Annotated in this window: 18 protein-coding genes and 1 pseudogene; 12 read left to right on the forward strand and 7 right to left on the reverse strand. The window is 41.1% G+C overall.

Features of this window, described 5'->3' with window-relative positions; all coding sequences use genetic code 11:
- The first annotated feature begins 62 nt into the window (after nt 1-62).
- Both CWB77_RS15705 and CWB77_RS15710 read left to right on the forward strand, forming a co-directional pair.
- The gene (locus CWB77_RS15705; RefSeq protein WP_138623537.1) at nt 63-695 is read left to right on the forward strand and encodes a 2OG-Fe dioxygenase family protein; all 633 of its coding nucleotides are present in this window, start codon (nt 63-65) and stop codon (nt 693-695) included.
- Nucleotides 696-705: 10 nt separating this feature from the next.
- Nucleotides 706-1,941: a cysteine desulfurase-like protein gene (locus CWB77_RS15710; protein ID WP_138623539.1), complete on the forward strand. Its 1,236-nt coding sequence runs from the start codon at nt 706-708 to the stop codon at nt 1,939-1,941.
- 71 nt (nt 1,942-2,012) lie between these two features.
- On the opposite strand, the gene CWB77_RS15715 is transcribed toward CWB77_RS15710, so the two are convergent.
- Complete coding sequence (locus CWB77_RS15715) at nt 2,013-2,717, reverse strand: 2OG-Fe(II) oxygenase (RefSeq protein WP_010392055.1); 705 nt, start codon at nt 2,715-2,717, stop codon at nt 2,013-2,015.
- Between the two features lie 30 nt (nt 2,718-2,747).
- Between CWB77_RS15715 and CWB77_RS15720 the strand changes: the two genes are divergently transcribed.
- On the forward strand, nt 2,748-3,146 hold the full coding sequence (locus CWB77_RS15720; RefSeq protein WP_010392057.1) for an acyl-CoA thioesterase: 399 nt from the start codon (nt 2,748-2,750) through the stop codon (nt 3,144-3,146).
- Nucleotides 3,147-3,157: 11 nt separating this feature from the next.
- On the opposite strand, the gene CWB77_RS18750 is transcribed toward CWB77_RS15720, so the two are convergent.
- Both CWB77_RS18750 and CWB77_RS15730 read right to left on the reverse strand, forming a co-directional pair.
- A complete protein-coding gene (locus CWB77_RS18750) occupies nt 3,158-3,286 on the reverse strand; it encodes a hypothetical protein (protein ID WP_258306477.1) in 129 nt (42 codons plus the stop codon).
- Nucleotides 3,287-3,511: 225 nt separating this feature from the next.
- On the reverse strand, nt 3,512-4,264 hold the full coding sequence (locus CWB77_RS15730; RefSeq protein ID WP_138595596.1) for a 3-oxoacyl-ACP reductase family protein: 753 nt from the start codon (nt 4,262-4,264) through the stop codon (nt 3,512-3,514).
- Nucleotides 4,265-4,388: 124 nt separating this feature from the next.
- Here CWB77_RS15730 and CWB77_RS15735 point away from each other — a divergent pair, with 124 nt between their 5' ends.
- Nucleotides 4,389-5,312, forward strand: a complete 924-nt coding sequence (locus CWB77_RS15735; RefSeq protein ID WP_138623577.1) for a LysR family transcriptional regulator — start codon at nt 4,389-4,391, stop codon at nt 5,310-5,312.
- 123 nt (nt 5,313-5,435) lie between these two features.
- On the opposite strand, the pseudogene CWB77_RS15740 reads toward CWB77_RS15735, so the two are convergent.
- From CWB77_RS15740 to CWB77_RS15755, 4 genes and pseudogenes are all read right to left on the reverse strand, one after another.
- Nucleotides 5,436-5,607 (reverse strand): annotated as a pseudogene (locus CWB77_RS15740) (glycerol kinase); the annotation flags it as partial.
- A 39-nt stretch (nt 5,608-5,646) separates the two neighbouring features.
- Nucleotides 5,647-7,149 (reverse strand): glycerol-3-phosphate dehydrogenase, encoded by a 1,503-nt coding sequence (gene glpD, locus CWB77_RS15745; RefSeq protein WP_138623541.1) that lies wholly within the window; start codon nt 7,147-7,149, stop codon nt 5,647-5,649.
- Nucleotides 7,150-7,163: 14 nt separating this feature from the next.
- Nucleotides 7,164-8,669, reverse strand: a complete 1,506-nt coding sequence (gene glpK / locus CWB77_RS15750; protein WP_138623543.1) for a glycerol kinase GlpK — start codon at nt 8,667-8,669, stop codon at nt 7,164-7,166.
- 168 nt (nt 8,670-8,837) lie between these two features.
- On the reverse strand, nt 8,838-9,080 hold the full coding sequence (locus CWB77_RS15755; RefSeq protein WP_054202764.1) for an HP1242/YdcH family protein: 243 nt from the start codon (nt 9,078-9,080) through the stop codon (nt 8,838-8,840).
- Nucleotides 9,081-9,329: 249 nt separating this feature from the next.
- Here CWB77_RS15755 and CWB77_RS15760 point away from each other — a divergent pair, with 249 nt between their 5' ends.
- From CWB77_RS15760 to speD, 8 genes are all read left to right on the forward strand, one after another.
- A complete protein-coding gene (locus CWB77_RS15760) occupies nt 9,330-9,911 on the forward strand; it encodes an anthranilate synthase component II (RefSeq protein WP_010392074.1) in 582 nt (193 codons plus the stop codon).
- Nucleotides 9,912-9,958: 47 nt separating this feature from the next.
- Nucleotides 9,959-11,119 (forward strand): HDOD domain-containing protein, encoded by a 1,161-nt coding sequence (locus tag CWB77_RS15765; protein WP_138623545.1) that lies wholly within the window; start codon nt 9,959-9,961, stop codon nt 11,117-11,119.
- A gap of 370 nt (nt 11,120-11,489) precedes the next feature.
- On the forward strand, nt 11,490-12,695 hold the full coding sequence (locus CWB77_RS15770) for an aspartate aminotransferase family protein (RefSeq protein ID WP_138623546.1): 1,206 nt from the start codon (nt 11,490-11,492) through the stop codon (nt 12,693-12,695).
- A gap of 84 nt (nt 12,696-12,779) precedes the next feature.
- A complete protein-coding gene (gene astA, locus CWB77_RS15775; protein WP_055012478.1) occupies nt 12,780-13,796 on the forward strand; it encodes an arginine N-succinyltransferase in 1,017 nt (338 codons plus the stop codon).
- Between the two features lie 15 nt (nt 13,797-13,811).
- Nucleotides 13,812-15,281 (forward strand): succinylglutamate-semialdehyde dehydrogenase, encoded by a 1,470-nt coding sequence (gene astD, locus CWB77_RS15780; RefSeq protein ID WP_138623548.1) that lies wholly within the window; start codon nt 13,812-13,814, stop codon nt 15,279-15,281.
- Between the two features lie 128 nt (nt 15,282-15,409).
- Complete coding sequence (locus CWB77_RS15785; RefSeq protein WP_010392083.1) at nt 15,410-15,748, forward strand: DUF3802 family protein; 339 nt, start codon at nt 15,410-15,412, stop codon at nt 15,746-15,748.
- A gap of 102 nt (nt 15,749-15,850) precedes the next feature.
- Nucleotides 15,851-16,264 carry an OsmC family protein gene (locus CWB77_RS15790; RefSeq protein ID WP_010392086.1) on the forward strand — a complete coding sequence of 138 codons (414 nt, stop codon included), beginning with the start codon at nt 15,851-15,853 and terminating at the stop codon, nt 16,262-16,264.
- 87 nt (nt 16,265-16,351) lie between these two features.
- Nucleotides 16,352-17,164, forward strand: coding sequence for an adenosylmethionine decarboxylase (gene speD / locus CWB77_RS15795; RefSeq protein ID WP_010392088.1), 813 nt, complete (start codon nt 16,352-16,354; stop codon nt 17,162-17,164).
- Nucleotides 17,165-17,170 lie beyond the last annotated feature (6 nt).

A 17,170-nucleotide genomic window follows, 5' to 3' on the forward strand; every position in this document is an offset into this window, starting at 1 on the left:
AAAATCCTCGCTATATGCATTAAAATCCCTGCCAATATTATCATTATTATAAGCAGGATTTTATGACCGCATTAAACAACCAGAATTTACTGCAACTTCGTTTTATTAACCAAGCCAACATTGATTTGGTTAAGCCTTCTTTTGATAACTTACCTGCAAACCCATATGCAGATGGTGCGTTTCGCAAACGCCGTTATTCAGTAGTTAAACTACAAAATGGTGAGCTCAATCTTCAAGCGACTAAAGCGTTTGTGCAAGACGATTCAATTAATACCTTTCAAGGTAATGTTGAACGTACTTACGAAAATTTAGAGCAAAGCTTGCTTGAGTCTGAGGGTATGAAAAGTATTGTTAGAGAATTTTGTGCGATTACCGGTATTGATGCAGACCGTGATATTGAAATTCACCAATTTAGAATGCTTGCCATTGATAGCGACACGCCAGCAGCCCCAGAAGGTGTGCATCAAGACGGGTTTGATCATGTGTGTGTATGTGGTGTTTCTCATGAGAATTTAGAAGGTGGTGAGCTATTGGTTTATGAAAACCAACAAGCTGAACCTTGTTTTAAAATGGAAATAAAAGACGGCATGTTTGCACTAATTAACGACCGTCAGGTATGGCATAACGCCACGCCAATGAACAAAATTGATGCTAATAAACCAGGTTATCTGGATTGTTTTGTACTAACTGCTTAAGAGAAATAAAATGAATTTAATGCAATTGCGCGCGCAATTTCCTGCTTTAATGCAAACGGTTGATGGCAAGTCACCGGTATTTTTAGATGGGCCAGGTGGCTCACAAGTACCCCAGCCGGTACTGAGTGCCATGACCGCTTATTTAGGGCATTACAATTCAAACTTGGGCGGTGCGTTTTTCTCAAGTGACAAAACGGTTGAGCTAATGGCTAATGCGCGTCAAGCGGCGGCTGATTTGTTAAATGCCCCTAGTGCACAAAATATTGTGTTTGGCCCGAATATGACCAGCCTTACGTTTAGCTTCAGCCGCGCGATTTCACGCAGTTGGCAAGCAGGCGATGAAATTATTGTCACCAATGCAGATCATTTTTCAAATGTATCGTCTTGGCAGCAAGCCGCTGAAGATAAAGGTGCAGTGGTTAACACTGCGCTAATTAACGAAGCCGATTGCAGTTTAGATATGGTGCATTTTGAAAGCTTATTAAACGCTAACACTAAATTGGTTGCCGTTACGTATGCATCAAATACCACTGGCTCTATTAACGATATTAAACGCATTATAGAGCTTGCGCACAATGTCGGTGCATTGGTATATGTTGATGCTGTGCATTATGCCCCTCATGAACTAATCGATGTGCAAGCGTTAGATTGTGACTTTTTAGCGTGTTCTGCATATAAGTTTTTTGGCCCGCACTTAGGCATGGTTTACGGTAAAGCTTCGCATTTAGAAGGGTTTACACCTTATAAAGTAGAGCCAGCAAAAGATATTGCTCCTGGTCGTTGGGAAACTGGCACACAAAGTTTTGAAGCACTAGCGGGCTTTATTGCGGCGGTTGATTATATTGCGGCAATTAGCGAACTTGATGACAGTCACTCACGCCGAGAAAAACTGCGTGTTGCGTTTGAAAAAACGAAACAACACGAGATGGCGCTTAGTGAATACTTTTTAACACGCCTGGTTAATTACCCGCGTATTAAATTGTTTGGTATTGATGACTTAGAACGCTTAAGTGAGCGTACCCCTACGTTTGCACTGACCTTCGAAGGGTTAGAGCCTCGCCAAGTGTCTGAATTTTTGGGCAAACAGCATGTATGTGTATGGGATGGTAATTTTTACGCCCAAGGTTTATGCAAACAACTGGGTGTGCTTGATAAGGGCGGCGTAGTACGCATTGGGTGCATGCACTACAACACCCTAGAAGAAATCGACACGCTCTTTAATTTGTTTGATGAGCTACTAGGTTAATCCCTTATTTATTCAATACTTTTTAAAGCCATAAGTAAAAATTACTTATGGCTTTTTTATTGGCTGATTACCTAGCTTTGTGGCGTTCCATATATTTGCTCTGCTCGATTAAACAAAACCCATGAGGTTAAAATATACTTATCATTTGATACTGGCTTATTGCCTCTATGTGTATGCGTGAAATATCCTGGAGCAACCACCATGCTGCCTTTTTTAGGGGCTATTTTACGATTTTGATAATAAAACTCGGTTTCTCCGCCTTCTTCAACATCATTTAAATAAAACATAAATAACAATACCCGATGCAGGGCTTCATTATGTTGTAACTGCGGATACACCTCACTATGCCAATACGGATAGCCCCCTTTATTGACCTCATATTTTTGTGCTTGAATATTACCGAGCCTAAAAATTTGTTGCACCAATAAAGGAAGTTGTGGTTTACCTACTTCGTCATAATTGGCATGAGTCAAATCTACCGGCTGGCCTGTTTTTGGGTGATACACTTTTAAACCAAATGCCCCAATCATCATAAAAATATGTTCTTCGATGTATTTAAAAACATACTGTGCAGTGGTTTGTTGAATATGTTTTAATTGTTCTGCGTATTCAGGATGATTGTTTAAGTGCAGGTCGTGGCTATCTTTTTTATTAAGATCAACGCCGCCCGATGTCATCCCTTGTTTAATATGCGGGCTTTGAGAAAAGGTAGTGATAAAGTTATCGCAAAAGTCACTGCTGAGCGCGTTGTCATACACGCGGATAAAGTCCGTCATGAGTTACCTGTTTAATTATTATGGATTATTATGTTTACTGAAAAAGTGATGCCGCGCTTTAGCGAAACGGATGCACTCGGACACATCAACAATACCGTACTCCCTGTTTGGTTTGAAGCCGCCCGAGTACCTATTTTTAAATTTTTTACCCCTGATCTTAATCCTCACAACTGGAAGTTAATTATTGCTAAGGTTGAAGTGTCGTTTGTCGGCGAGTTATTTTATGCCCATGAAGTGACAATTAACTCCAGCATAGAGCAGATTGGTAATAGCTCATTTGTGATCCGCCAAGAAGCCTGGCAGCAAGATAAGTGCTGTGCTATTGGTAAAACGGTCATGGTACGTTATGACTTCGCCAGCAAAACAAAGCAAATGCTTTCGGCTGATGAAAAAGCTGCATTAACACAGCACCTTGTTGCAACGAGTTAATCGCAGTTTAGCTATGACTTAGTTAAATATTGCCCTAAGGCAATGACTTGTTTTTCAGTAAAGCGTAGTCCGAGCTTAGTTCTGCGCCACAATATATCTGCGTTAGTTCTTAACCATTCATGGTTAACTAAGTGTGCCATAGCTGCGCGCTATACGTTTTAAGGTGTCGATTGGTAGCCTCTTTTTTGTGGGCTCAGTATTTAATATTGGATTTTTATGTTGTGACAGCTAATTGCTATTTGTAGGTATGCTAAAAAGGTTGGCCTTGCAATAGGCCAACCATAGTACTTCTCTTTACTGACCATGTATCGATGATTGCTGAAGTTAGATTGATAAATCACGAGCTACTCGACCGCATATCTTGATTAAGCGGAAAATCCACCGTCGATCATCAAGTCAGCGCCAGTGATATAACCCGCTTCTGAGCTAGCAACGAATGCAACTAAGCTAGCAATCTCCTCAACTTGACCATAACGACCAAGTGCACCTATTGCTTTTACAGGCTCCGAAGTATCGCCATTGTCTGGGTTTAAGTCAGTATCCACTGGACCAGGAAGAATGTTATTAACTGTAATGCCTCTAGAGCCTAGATCGCGAGAGAGACCTTTAACCAATCCGGTTAGTGCAGACTTACTCATTCCATATATAGAACCGCCAGCAAAAGGAATGCGCTGAGCGTTCGTACTACTGATATTAATTATTCTGCCGTTATTATTCATATGCTTCGCGGCTTCATGAATAGCCACAAACACACTTCTTACATTGGTATTAATGGTCTTGTCCCAATCATCCATTGTCAATTTTTCAATACTGTCCCAGATCAGCGTACCTGAGTTATTTACGACAATATCAATTTGACCAAGTTGTTCTATGGTTTCGCTGATTGCATTTCTGATATCTTCAGGCTTAGTGCTATCCGCCTTTATTGCGATGACTTTTTTGCTACCTTGTGAAGTTAAGTTCTCAGCAAGCGCTTTAGCTTTTTCGTGAGATGACACAAATGTAAAAGCAACAGACGCTCCCTCCAATGCCAACCTCTCAACAATGGCGGCACCAATACCGCGACTGCCACCTTGGATAAAAGCAACCTTCCCACTGAATCTATTGAAGTTATTCATTATGTTTACCTTAATTAAAATTAGTTGATGTGAATAATCTCGTTGATGTATGCAGAATAATCGATTCACATTGGTTTATTAAGTCTTTAAAATGATAAACACAAAGTCCTGTGGGGAATTAATGATGTTAAAAAGCCAATTTATAGAAGTTCGTCACTTTGTCATCGTTGCGCAGTTGGGGAGTTTTACCCTTGCGGCTCAAGCGCTTGGAATGACCGGTTCAGCTTTAAGTAAAAGCGTTGCTCGACTAGAAAAACAGCTAGGCACCAAACTCCTTCATCGAACAACTCGACGTATCGCGTTAACCAATGATGGGGATTCCTATTTAGCCGACTGCCTTAAAGCGATGACCATTTTAGAGGAAGCAGAGAAGCGCTTAAGCAATCAACAGTTATTGCCATCAGGGCGTGTGCGTATTGATTTACCCGCAGTTCTCGGTAGAAGAGCAATCCTACCCAAGTTGCTAGAATTAACGTCCAAGTTCGAGCAATTAGATCTATCTATTACCTTTAATGACCGTCCTACGGATTTAGTTAGTGATGGGATTGATCTTGCGATTCGAGTTGGTCACTTAGAAAACTCGGGCGATATTGTTGCACGTAAAATAGGGGAGCAAAAAAGGGTGATATGTGCCTCTCCCTCTTATTTAGCAACGCGAGCACCGATTACCAAAAAAGAAGATATTGCTCAACATGATTGCATCGTCGGTTGGCCTATAGGACAAAGGCATAGTTGGCTGCTGAAAAATGCTAAAGGGGCAACCGAATCTGTTGATATTTCAGCACGTCATGAGATAGCCGACTGTGAAGGTATTTTGCAATCGACTTTATCTGGTGCAGGTTTAGCTCAACTACCAGTATGGTTAGTGAAGCAATACCTTGATGATGGGCAATTATGCCCTGTATTAGAGAAATTCAATGGCGAAGGAGCACCCATCAGTATTGTTTGGCTAAAAACACCTTACATTCTGCCTAAAATAAGAGTCATCATAGATGAGATTATTACTTTAGCTAGCCGTCATCCAGATGTTTTTGAGGCTTCTTTGTAATTTTGATTAATCGAAGTACGACATTGCAGGTACTTTTAGTATTATTGTGTGCGCCCATAAGTATTCTTGTGTTTACTTGCTCACTCTTGTCGTCAGTGCTATTGAAAAGTCTAACTTGTTCAATGCAATACAATGTAGCCATTTTGCGTATAAATCGTTGCGCTCTTCACTGCTTATACTTGGTTCAAAGCGACGAACGCTTGGCAAGCTGCGCAGTTGATTCATACACCTCAGTTTGTAATCCTGCTAAGTAAGTCACCCCCAGTGAGGTGGTTTCGGTTAAAGTAAGGCGCTCACTCATCACAGCACCTTGTTGCAACGAGTTAATCGCAGTTTAGTTGTGGCAAGCAGGATGTTTAGTCAAATATTGCCCTAAGGCAATGACTTGTTTTTCAGTAAAGCGTAGTCCGAGCTTAGTTCTGCGCCACAATATATCTGCGCTGTTTTTTGCCCATTCATGGTTAACTAAGTAATCAACTTCTTTTGCATATAAGCCATGGCCAAAGTGATAACCTAAATCGCCGATTGCTTGGCTTTTACCCAATAATTGAAAACTAAGCGTACCATAGCTGCGAGCCATACGTTTTAAGGTGTCGGTTGGCAGCCAAGGATAGCTGCTTTCTAACTGAGCGATAAGGTATGCTTGGTTACTAAAGTCGCCGCCTGGTAAAGGGGTTTTTTTCGTCCACGAGCCACTCATTTTTGGGTAAAAAGGCGCTAACTTATTGACGGCATTTTCTGCAAGCTTTCTATAAGTGGTAATTTTGCCACCAAACACGCTTAATAATGGGGCGTGATCAGCTTCATTATTTAATATCAATTTGTAATCGCGGGTGACCGCTTGGGCATCTGTTGATTTGTCATCTAACAGCGGGCGCACGCCACTAAATGTGTGCACAATATCCGCTTCGCTTATTGGCTTTTTAAAGTAATGATTAGTAATACTGATCAGGTATTCGATTTCTTGCTCACTAATTTTTACATCAGCAATATCGCCGGAATACTCTTCATCAGTGGTGCCAATTAGTGAGTAATCTTGCTCATAAGGAATCACAAATACAATACGGTTATCCTCGTTTTGTAAAATATAGGCAACCGGCTGGCTATGAACTCGAGGCACCACAATATGACTGCCTTTCACAAGACGAACAGTATGTGGTGTGGGCTGGGTAAATACATCTTCAAATAATGATGCTACCCAAGGGCCTGCAGCATTTACAACACTTTTAGCCTTAATGTTTAGGTGTTGTTTGCTGGCTTGCTGCTCTAAACTCACATCCCAATAGTCTGCGTTACGGATGGCTTTAATACAGCGCGTGCGTGTTGCAATGGTGGCACCAAAATTATGCGCTGCTTGTGCGTTTAAAATCACTAAACGTGCGTCATCAACCCAGCCGTCTGCGTATTCAAAGCCTTGGGTGATGCTGCTGTTAAGTACGCTATCGCTGTTAAACTCAATCGCCTTTGAAGCGGGTAAAGTATTACGCCAGGCTAGATGGTCATAAATAAATAACCCCATGCGAATCATCCATGGCGAACGCAAATGTGCTTGGTGCGGCAGTCGAAAAGACAGTGGCCACATAATATGAGGTGCTTTTTTTAACAGTACTTCACGCTCACGCAAGGCCTCTCTTACCAATCTAAATTGATAGTTCTCTAAATAGCGAAGCCCGCCATGAATAAGTTTGCTGCTATTAGAAGAGGTAGCAGAGGCTAAATCGTTCTGCTCACATAAGAGTACTTTTAAGCCACGACCACTAGCATCGGCTGCAATGCCAGCGCCATTAATACCGCCGCCAATAATGAGTAAGTCATATTCGTTGTCGTGTGCGCTCATAGATTTCCCAGTGTTTAGTCTCTCTCGTCGTCAGTGCTATTAGAAAGTCTAACTTGTGCAATGCAATGTAGCCACTTTGCGTATAAATCGTTGCGCTCTTCACTGCTCATGGTTGGTTCAAAGCGACGATCGCTTTTCCACATGTTGGCAAGCTGCGCAGTAGATTCATATACCCCAGTTTGCAGGCCTGCTAAGTAGGCAACCCCCAATGAAGTGGTTTCGGTCAAGGTTGGGCGTTCAACGCTTGCGCCTAAAATGTTAGCTAAAAATGCCATGGCCCAATTATTGTTTGCCATGCCGCCATCAACCCTTAAAATACTAGGGCGAAGTCCGTCACCCTCCATGGCTTTTTGTAAATCTTTGGTTTGATAACCCACCGACTGTAAGGCAGCTGCCACAATAGTACTAATGCCTGAATCTCGGGTTAGGCCTAAAATAGCGCCTCTTGCATTTGCATCCCAATAGGGCGCTCCTAAGCCGGTAAACGAGGGCACTAAAAACACCCCATGATCTAAGGGAACACCTTTGACAAGGGCTTCACTTTCACCTGCGTTTTCTAATAGTTTTAGGCCTTCTACTATCCATTGCATGGTGGCACCAGCCATAAAAATGCTGCCTTCAATTGCATAGGTTGGTTTGCCGTTGAGCCGATATGCAAGAGTGGTTAATAAACGATTATTTGATTTTAGTGCTTTATCGCCAGTGTTAAGCATTAAAAAGCAGCCTGTTCCGTAGGTGCTTTTTGCCATACCTTCTTCAAAACAGGCTTGACCAATTAAAGCCGCTTGCTGATCGCCAGCAATACCACAAATAGGAATTTCACTACCGAACAACTCGCTGCTTGTTACCCCAAAATCAGCCGCTGAGTCCATTACCTCAGGTAACATAGCCAGTGGGATATCAAATAAAGCCAGTAATTCTTCATCCCAGCATTGCTGATGAATATTAAACAGTAAAGTTCGTGAGGCATTAGTGGCATCGGTTTTGTGCACTTTACCGTCGGTTAATTGCCACAATAAGTAGGTATCTACCGTGCCAAATGCTAGTTCACCTGCGTGTGCTTGCTCTTTAGCGCCGGTGACGTTATCTAAAATCCAACGAACTTTGGTTGCAGAAAAATAAGGGTCGAGTACTAAACCGGTTTTATCATTCACCATTTTCGTATGCCCAGCATGGCGTAAACTATCGCAATATTCACTGGTGCGTCGGTCTTGCCATACAATCGCGTTATAAATAGGTTGCCCAGTTTTTTTATTCCACACTAAAGTGGTTTCTCGCTGATTAGCAATGCCGATGGCAATTATGTCGGCGGCAGTTACTTGTTGCTGCGCTAAGAGGTTTTTGACGCTGGTTAATACAGTTTGCCAAATATCTACAGGGTCGTGTTCAACCCAACCATTTTTTACAAAATGCTGAGGGAAGGTTTGTTGAGCACTCCCTATCACCTGTGCATCTTTGCTATATAAAATAGCCCGAGAGCTTGTCGTTCCTTGATCAATCGAGAGTAAGTATTTAGCCATAAAAAATAACGTTGTTTAATTTAGATAAAGATAGCTTGTCTTTAAGCTAAACGAATAGCAATGCTTTTGCACCATAATGGTTAAAATTATAGATTAGCAGAGGGTAGGAGAGGGAAATGATAATTAAATTTTGGCGCCTATTATTTAATAGACGCCAAGCAATAGTGATTAATTAGTACTCGTTAATTGTTGATGTAACCAATCTTTTAATACCATTCTGTCGTGCTTTAGCTGCTGCATAGCTTCGTCATCGATAGGTGAGTCTTGTAGTTCAAGTACCCGAATTTCTTTATCGATTTCATTGTATTGTTTTGCTTTAGTAGCAAAGTTTTCATCATTTGCATTGAGTTTTGCAATTGTTTGCGTGTAATCAGGAAAGTCTTTAGTTAATGAATGGTCTTCGCCTAACATAGGTTACTCCTTGTTTATACGTATTTAATGCGCTGTTGGATAATGCAGGTCACTTTACTGATAGACAGTTTGTAACTACTGAATTACTCATATAATAGAGCTTGGGCTGATTTAAAATAAATCAACCATTGCTGATTGTAAGCGAGCTATTTGTATTAGCTGAGCTGCAAAACACTGACACCTGCAAAGCCTTCAGTTAGAATATGCATGCAATAACCATCCGCCTAATTACTTTGAGTACTTTAATACATGCTTTTAATGATCGATAACTACGACTCGTTTACCTACAATTTGGTACAGTATTTTCAACGATTAGATCAAGAAGTGGTGGTAAAACGTAACGACCAAATAACGCTGAGCGAAATTAAACAGTTAAACCCCGATCATATTGTGATTTCTCCAGGCCCTAAAAGCCCAAGTGAAGCGGGAGTATCGTTATCTGTTGTAGAGCAATTTAAAGGAACTTATCCTATATTAGGTATTTGTTTGGGGCACCAAACTATTGCTCAGGTGCTAGGTGGTAAGGTGGTGCGCGCTAAACAGGTTATGCATGGAAAAACATCGCCAATTTATCACCAGCATCAAGGTATGTTTAAAGGTTTACCAAACCCGCTGACAGTGTGCCGCTACCATTCTTTAATTGTTGAAGCACACTCATTACCTAAAGAACTAGAAGTAACAGCATGGACACAAAGCAACACTGGGCTGCGTGATGAAATTATGGGATTGTTGCATAATGAGCTTGCACTTGAAGGCGTGCAGTTTCACCCTGAAGCAATTTTGACCGAGCAAGGCTTAGCCTTACTTGATAACTTTTTAACGCGCTTCTAGGCTTATACCTGTAAGCTATTTTCCTTTTTTGCCTTAAGATAGAGTTTATGACCGATACATTGCAGCAACAGCGAATTGTTAACGTGCTACACCAACGAGCGCATGATTTGCTACTGGGTCATAGTTTTGCTAATCAGCAAATAGGCTTTATTCATACCTTAGACCTCAATGACGGTAAACCCGTTAAAAAGCGTACCTTATTAGAAGTGGAAGTGGCCGCGCAGCAAAAGCGTCAACAAAAAAGTACTTCACATCAAAAGTTACAGGCAAAAACCAGTCAAAAATTACATACGGTTATTGAAACCGTGATGGCCAAACGTCTTGAAGACATAGATTTAGTCATCAAAGACACTGTTGGTATAGATGATAATGTGCCCGCGATACTTGATATTCTTGCAACACGCGCGGCATCGGTCGGTCGTTTAGAGCCGCTAATTAACGATTTAAATTGGCTTGGGCGAGAGCTGGTTACCTTAGTTAATTTACCTTTTTATCGTAAGCAACGCAGTAAAGGCACCTCAGTCAAAGTAGATACCCCAGCGTTGGCATTACGTTATTTGGGCTTAGACAACCTGCAACTGGTAGTGCCTACTTTTGCAGTGCGCCATTGGATGCCAAACAGCACCGCACCATTTCCGCTATTAAAGCGCAGGTTAAAAGACAACACTATGTCATGTGCTATTGCGGCACAAACTCTAGCGCAGCTTAATGGGTTAAATCCCATGCATGCATTTACCTTAGGCATGTTATTAAATGTGGGGCAAATTGCCTTAGTGCGCTTATATTTAAAAGTGTTTGAGCAAGTATGGCAACGCAAAATACAGCGTGCTCGTGAAGAAGGTGACAAAAACCTACACACTGCGTTGTTGGAGTTAAAACCTGACCCGCTATTTTTAACGACATTGCTGAATGAAAAATCACTGCTTGTTAGCGCCAAGGTGATTGAAACCATGTCATTTAAATACTTACCCTTTAACACTGTTATGCAGCAGTTAGTGAATGGGACAGAAGAAGGTGATAGCTTATTGCCATTATCACAAGTAATTTTAAAGGCGCGTTGTTACTCTCAGTACTTAAATTTAAAAGAGCACCAGCTTATTGAAGACGATGAATTACAAAGCTGGTTTAGCTATTATAAGTTTACAAAAAAAGAGTTAGAGACCTTACAAACAGCTAATTTTACTAATTTGGCACTTCAAATCGATTAAATCTGTTAATTTTTTTGCGACTATTCATTCACTTTAATTCTACTTATTCATGTGCAGTTGGTTTATAAGCGCTATGCTTTTTTCGTTGTAGAGGCGCTGACTAAGGTAAATGCACATCATTATTAGCTCTCAAATAGTTATTCACTATCTATGAAATAATATCTTAAGCCCTTTATTTTAAAGGGGTACATGAAAGTTTTTGAAGAGACATAACCCTAAATTTCTGAAATAATGAGCGCCTGAAAATTGAACCACAACGTAGTTTCAGGCAAATACATAGCTATTATTTTTTGCCGACACATTTGGTTATTAACAATAATCACACCCCTATTCTACTGCTTTGTGATGCACACAATTAAGAGGAAATAAAATGACAGTCAATCGCGAATTATTTGATCACGTAATGGTTCCTAACTACGCACCTTCAAGCGTAATTCCAGTTCGAGGCGAAGGTTCTCGTGTATGGGATCAACAAGGACGAGAGTTTATCGACTTTGCTGGTGGTATTGCCGTTAACTGTCTTGGCCACTGCCATCCTGCATTAGTGGGTGCATTAAAAGAGCAGGGCGAAAAAATTTGGCATTTATCAAATGTAATGACCAATGAGCCAGCGCTTCGCTTAGCTAAAAAAATGGTTGATGCGACTTTTGCAGAAAAAGTTTACTTTGCAAACTCAGGCGCAGAAGCAAACGAAGCGGCACTTAAATTAGCGCGTCGTTTTGCGCTTGATAAATTTGGTGCAGAAAAGTCACAAATTATCGCCTTTAATAAAGGTTTCCATGGTCGTACCTTCTTCACGGTTACTGTAGGCGGTCAAGCGGCTTACTCTGACGGTTTTGGTCCTAAGCCAGGCGACATTGTTCATTGTGACTACAATGACCTTGCCGCATTTGAAGCGTTGATTAGCGATAACACCTGTGCGGTAATGATGGAGCCAATTCAAGGTGAAGGCGGTATTATCTCGCCAACTGACGAATTTGCTCAAGGCGTTCGTGATTTATGTACTAAGCACAATGCATTGCTAATTTTTGATGAAGTGCAATCAGGTGTTGGTCGTACGGGTGAGCTATACGCATACCAAGGCTTAAACGTAGTACCTGACATTTTAACTTCAGCTAAAGCACTTGGTGGCGGTTTTCCAATTGGCGCTATGCTAACAACCACTGAGATTGCACAGCATCTTAAAGTAGGTACTCATGGTTCTACTTACGGCGGTAACCCACTAGCCTGTGCAGTTGCAGAAGCTGCATTTGATACAGTGAACAATCCAGAAGTATTAGCGGGCGTTAAAGCAAAAGCGGCGTTATTTACCGAGCTACTTAATGCGATTAACGAAAAGTACCATGTATTTAGTGAAATTCGTGGCCAAGGTTTATTAATCGGTGCCGTAGTTAATGAGCAGTACAAAGGGCGCGCTAAAGAGTTTTTAGTTGCAGGTACTGAGCATGGCTTAATGTCACTTGTAGCGGGTGCTGATGTGGTTCGTTTCACTCCATCTTTAGTAATACCAGAAGCTGAAATTCGCGAAGGTATGGCACGCTTTGAAAAAGCAGTAGCCCACGTTGTAAATGCGTAATCGCTAATTCAACTTCTCTAAGGGCAAACATTGTTTGCCCTGCAGTTCCTATTTACCGTTATATATAAGGGAGTAAGCGGATTCATGATGATCCTTCGCCCAATCCAAAAAAGTGATTATGCAGCTTTAGTAACCATTGCCGACGAGTCGGGACATGGCTTTACTTCTTTACCTAATAATGAAGAGTTATTACAAAAGAAGATTGCACATTCAGTTAACTCATTTACAAAAACCACGTCACAACCTGGTGATGAAGGGTACTTATTTGTTCTTGAAGATACTGAAACTGGTGAAGTAGTTGGTACTTCAGGTATTGAAGCGGCAGTTGGCTTAGATGACGCATTTTATCACTATCATTTGAGTAAAGTGATTCACTCTTCGCGCACGCTAGATGTATATAAAGCGGTAGATATTCTCACCCTTTGTAATGACTACACTGGGGCTACAGAGCTGTGTACGCTGTTTTTAAAAGACGGTTATCGTAAAAATTGTAACGGTAAGCTGCTTTCAAAAGCACGCTTTATGTTTATAAAACAGCACCAGCAACGCTTTGCACAAACCGTTATCGCAGAAATGCGTGGCGTATCTGACGAAAACGGCAGTAGCCCGTTTTGGCAGTGGCTTGAAGAGCACTTTTTCTCAATGGATTTTCCAACCGCAGATTATCTGACGGGAATTGGCCAAAAAGTGTTTATTGCTGAGTTAATGCCTAAATACCCAATTTACGTCAACTTATTGAGTAAAGAAGCGCAAGCGGTTATTGGTCAAGTACACGATAATACGCGCCCAGCTATTCAGTTATTAAAAAGTGAAGGCTTTACTTTTAATGGTTACGTCGACATTTTTGATGCAGGCCCAACCGTTGAAGCAAAAGTAGATAACATTGCTACTGTACGTAATGCACAAAACTTTAGTGTTGAAATTGGCGAAATGACAGGTGATACCATGGTATTGCTAGCCAATGATAAGCTTGAAGACTTTAGAGCAACCGTTGTTCCTATGGCATTTGATTCGCGTTCAAACAGCCTTGTGCTTACGCAAGAACTTGCTGATGCATTACATTTAAAATCGGGCGACTTTGTTACTGCTACCCCAGTTTAATTTAGGAGAAAGTATATGACTCATCCTGCACAATTTATTAATGGTCAATGGTCGCAAGGCCAAGGCACAGAATTTAACTCAGTTAATCCTGCAAATAACGACGTTATTTGGCAGGCATCAGCTGCAAGCGCAGAGCAAGTAGATAGCGCTGTAGCATCAGCACGTGAAGCATTTTACAGCTGGGCTGATAAAAGCTTTAGCGAGCGTTTAGAGATTGTAAAAACCTTTGCTGCAACATTAAAAGAGCACAGCGAAGAGCTAGCGGTTGCTATTGCACAAGAAACAGGTAAACCACTTTGGGAAACACGTACTGAAGCGGGCGCCATGGTAGGTAAAATTGCCATTGCTGAAAAAGCATTTTTAGACCGTACTGGTGATGTTGAAAACGCTATGCCGCAAGGTCGTGCGATGATCCGTCATAAGCCACATGGCGTTGTTGCTGTATTTGGCCCTTACAACTTCCCTGGGCATTTACCAAATGGCCACATTGTACCTGCACTTTTAGCCGGTAATACTGTGGTATTTAAACCATCTGAACTTACACCTATGGTGGCTGAGCTAACCCTTAAACTATGGGAAAAAGCCGGTTTACCTGCTGGGGTAATTAACCTAGTTCAAGGTGAAGTAGAAACAGGTAAAGCATTGGCGTCACACAAAGGCATTGATGGTTTATTCTTTACTGGGTCTTCACGTACGGGTCATATTTTACATGAACAGTTCGCAGGTCAACCAGGTAAAATTCTAGCGCTTGAAATGGGTGGTAATAATCCGCTAATCGTTAAAGATGCAGAAGATACTCTTGCTGTAGTGCACGATATTGTGCAATCTGCGTTTATCTCAAGCGGCCAACGTTGTACCTGTGCGCGTAAATTGTTTTTACCAACAGGCGCTAAAGGCGATGAAATTTTAGCGCGCTTAATTACAGCGACTAAAGCAATTAAAGTTGGTAACTACGACGACGCTGACCAACCGTTTATGGGTTCAATGATCTCTGCAGCCGCTGCCGCTGGTATGGTTAAAGCGCAAGACGAGTTAAAAGCCATGGGTGGTGACGTGTTAGTTGAGCTTGAGCATACAGCTAACACCGGTTTTGTTACACCGGGTATTATTGAGTGTACTAATATTAATGACTTCCCAGATGAAGAGCATTTTGGTCCACTTTTAAAAGTATTCCGCTTTGATGACTTTGACCAAGCAATTGATAAAGCAAACGACACTAGCTTTGGTTTATCAGCAGGTTTATTAAGTGATAACCAAGCTGATTACGATCATTTCTTACGTCGTATTCGTGCGGGTATTGTTAACTGGAACCGTCCAATTACAGGCGCCTCAAGTGCTGCACCGTTTGGTGGTATTGGTGCCTCAGGTAATCACAGAGCAAGCGCTTATTACGCTGCCGATTACTGTGCATACCCTGTTGCTTCTGTGGAACTTGAAAAAGTAACCATGCCAGCAACATTAAGCCCAGGCTTAAAAATAGATTAAGTTAATAATACTTAATTAGTATAAAAGCAGCTTCGGCTGCTTTTTTTGTATTGCAATCCCACAAAGCTAGCAATTATTAGTGCTTTCTGCTTAAATTAAGCAATCAGTATTTTTGAGGTAAATAAACGATGGTTTTAAACAGGCAAGGGTACGATGACTTAATAATGTACCTAACTCAGAACTTAGCGTTGTTTGAAAAACCAGGCGAAATAAAGCCAGGTGCGCCAACCGTTATTGAGTTAATTGAAGATGTAATTGCCGAAAATGTCATACGCATTTGTCAACAACACCCAGACCTTTCTACAGAGCAGCGCAGTCAAATTGTGCGCGAGGTTGATGGCATTGTTTACGATTTACAAGAAGTGCTGAGTAGTGTGACCTCTCACACTGTTACAGTAGAACAGCATGCTTTTATTGATGAATTTGCTGGGCTAGTTAAAAACTTATTTGATAACGCTATTAATTAATTGTTCCCCCTTTAAAAACCACGCTTTATTCGCTATTTAATTTTAAATGCGCGTGAGAGCCTGCGTGTAATGAATACAAAATTAAACTAATGAGATAAAACAATGCAAGCAAATGTAAAATGGGTTGAAGGTAATACCTATATAGGCCGCTCTAATAGTAATCATAATGTGGTATTTGATGCGGGTAGTGACGGAGCAGCACCAAGCCCAATGGAAATGGTGCTTATGTCTGTCGGTGGCTGTTCATCGGTTGATGTGGTAAGTATTTTAAAAAAAACCAAGCAAGACTTCTCATCCGTTGATGTGCAATTAACTGCTGAACGAGCAGAAACAGCCCCGCGCGTGTTCACTAAAATTAATTTACACTTTGTTGTAACTGGTAAGAATGTGTCTGAAAAACACCTAGAGCGAGCGGTTTCGCTTTCTGCCGAAAAGTATTGCTCAGTTGCATTAATGCTTGATAAAACAGTAGAAATTACCCACAGCCATGAAGTTGTTGAAGATCAGGAAAAATAACGCTTTTTCCGTGAGTGAAATTCGTATAAAATCCGCGAACTTTTCATTCTGCAGGTGCAGATTTCACTAATTTATAGGTTGGTTTATATGAACAAACCCTTCGATAAACTTAAACTTCATGGCTTTAATAATTTAACTAAAAGCCTAAGCTTTAGTATTTACGATATTTGCTATGCAAAAACAGAGCAGCAACGTAAAGAATATATAGAATATATCGATGAGCAGTATAGTGCAGATAGACTAACCGACATTTTAGGTGATGTGGTTGATATTATTGGTGCCAATATTTTAAATGTTGCACGTCAAGATTATGAGCCACAAGGTGCCAGTGTAACTATTTTAGTTTCAGAAGAGCCTGTAGAAGAGCAGCAAAACTATGATGCTGACGAAGCACCAGGGCCATTACCTGACTCAGTGGTTGCACACCTTGATAAAAGCCACATTTGTGTTCACACATACCCTGAAGCACACCCAGATGATGGTATTTGTACTTTCCGTGCGGATATTGAAGTATCAACCTGTGGCATTATCTCGCCGCTTAAAGCGTTAAACTTCTTAATCCATAGTCTTGAGTCTGATGTAGTAACGATTGATTACCGCGTACGTGGTTTTACCCGTGATGTAAACGGCGTTAAACATTACATTGATCATGCAATTAATTCGATTCAAAACTTCATGACAGAAGATACCAAAGAAGCGTACCAAATGATGGACGTGAACGTGTATCAAGAAAACCTGTTCCATACCAAAATGATGTTAAAAGAAACCGATTTAAATACGTATTTATTTGGTTTATCTACTGATGATTTGTCAGATGACGAAGAAGAAGAGATTCGCTCAAAGCTAACACGTGAAATGCAAGAAATATTCTATGGCCGTAACCTGCCAGATACAGAATAATAGCAA

Source organism: Pseudoalteromonas sp. S1610, from assembly GCF_005887465.1.
GTDB classification, from domain to species: Bacteria; Pseudomonadota; Gammaproteobacteria; order Enterobacterales; family Alteromonadaceae; genus Pseudoalteromonas; species Pseudoalteromonas undina.

Excerpts from the sequence above, each read along its gene's own strand:
- CWB77_RS15705 (WP_138623537.1), top strand. The coding sequence starts at position 63 with ATGACCGCATTAAACAACCAGAATTTACTGCAACTTCGTTTTATTAAC.
- CWB77_RS15710 (WP_138623539.1), top strand. The coding sequence starts at position 706 with ATGAATTTAATGCAATTGCGCGCGCAATTTCCTGCTTTAATGCAAACG.
- CWB77_RS15715 (WP_010392055.1), bottom strand. The coding sequence starts at position 2,717 with ATGACGGACTTTATCCGCGTGTATGACAACGCGCTCAGCAGTGACTTT.
- CWB77_RS15720 (WP_010392057.1), top strand. The coding sequence starts at position 2,748 with ATGTTTACTGAAAAAGTGATGCCGCGCTTTAGCGAAACGGATGCACTC.
- CWB77_RS18750 (WP_258306477.1), bottom strand. The coding sequence starts at position 3,286 with ATGGCACACTTAGTTAACCATGAATGGTTAAGAACTAACGCAGATATA.
- CWB77_RS15730 (WP_138595596.1), bottom strand. The coding sequence starts at position 4,264 with ATGAATAACTTCAATAGATTCAGTGGGAAGGTTGCTTTTATCCAAGGT.
- CWB77_RS15735 (WP_138623577.1), top strand. The coding sequence starts at position 4,389 with ATGTTAAAAAGCCAATTTATAGAAGTTCGTCACTTTGTCATCGTTGCG.
- glpD (WP_138623541.1), bottom strand. The coding sequence starts at position 7,149 with ATGAGCGCACACGACAACGAATATGACTTACTCATTATTGGCGGCGGT.
- glpK (WP_138623543.1), bottom strand. The coding sequence starts at position 8,669 with ATGGCTAAATACTTACTCTCGATTGATCAAGGAACGACAAGCTCTCGG.
- CWB77_RS15755 (WP_054202764.1), bottom strand. The coding sequence starts at position 9,080 with ATGTTAGGCGAAGACCATTCATTAACTAAAGACTTTCCTGATTACACG.
- CWB77_RS15760 (WP_010392074.1), top strand. The coding sequence starts at position 9,330 with ATGCTTTTAATGATCGATAACTACGACTCGTTTACCTACAATTTGGTA.
- CWB77_RS15765 (WP_138623545.1), top strand. The coding sequence starts at position 9,959 with ATGACCGATACATTGCAGCAACAGCGAATTGTTAACGTGCTACACCAA.
- CWB77_RS15770 (WP_138623546.1), top strand. The coding sequence starts at position 11,490 with ATGACAGTCAATCGCGAATTATTTGATCACGTAATGGTTCCTAACTAC.
- astA (WP_055012478.1), top strand. The coding sequence starts at position 12,780 with ATGATGATCCTTCGCCCAATCCAAAAAAGTGATTATGCAGCTTTAGTA.
- astD (WP_138623548.1), top strand. The coding sequence starts at position 13,812 with ATGACTCATCCTGCACAATTTATTAATGGTCAATGGTCGCAAGGCCAA.
- CWB77_RS15785 (WP_010392083.1), top strand. The coding sequence starts at position 15,410 with ATGGTTTTAAACAGGCAAGGGTACGATGACTTAATAATGTACCTAACT.
- CWB77_RS15790 (WP_010392086.1), top strand. The coding sequence starts at position 15,851 with ATGCAAGCAAATGTAAAATGGGTTGAAGGTAATACCTATATAGGCCGC.
- speD (WP_010392088.1), top strand. The coding sequence starts at position 16,352 with ATGAACAAACCCTTCGATAAACTTAAACTTCATGGCTTTAATAATTTA.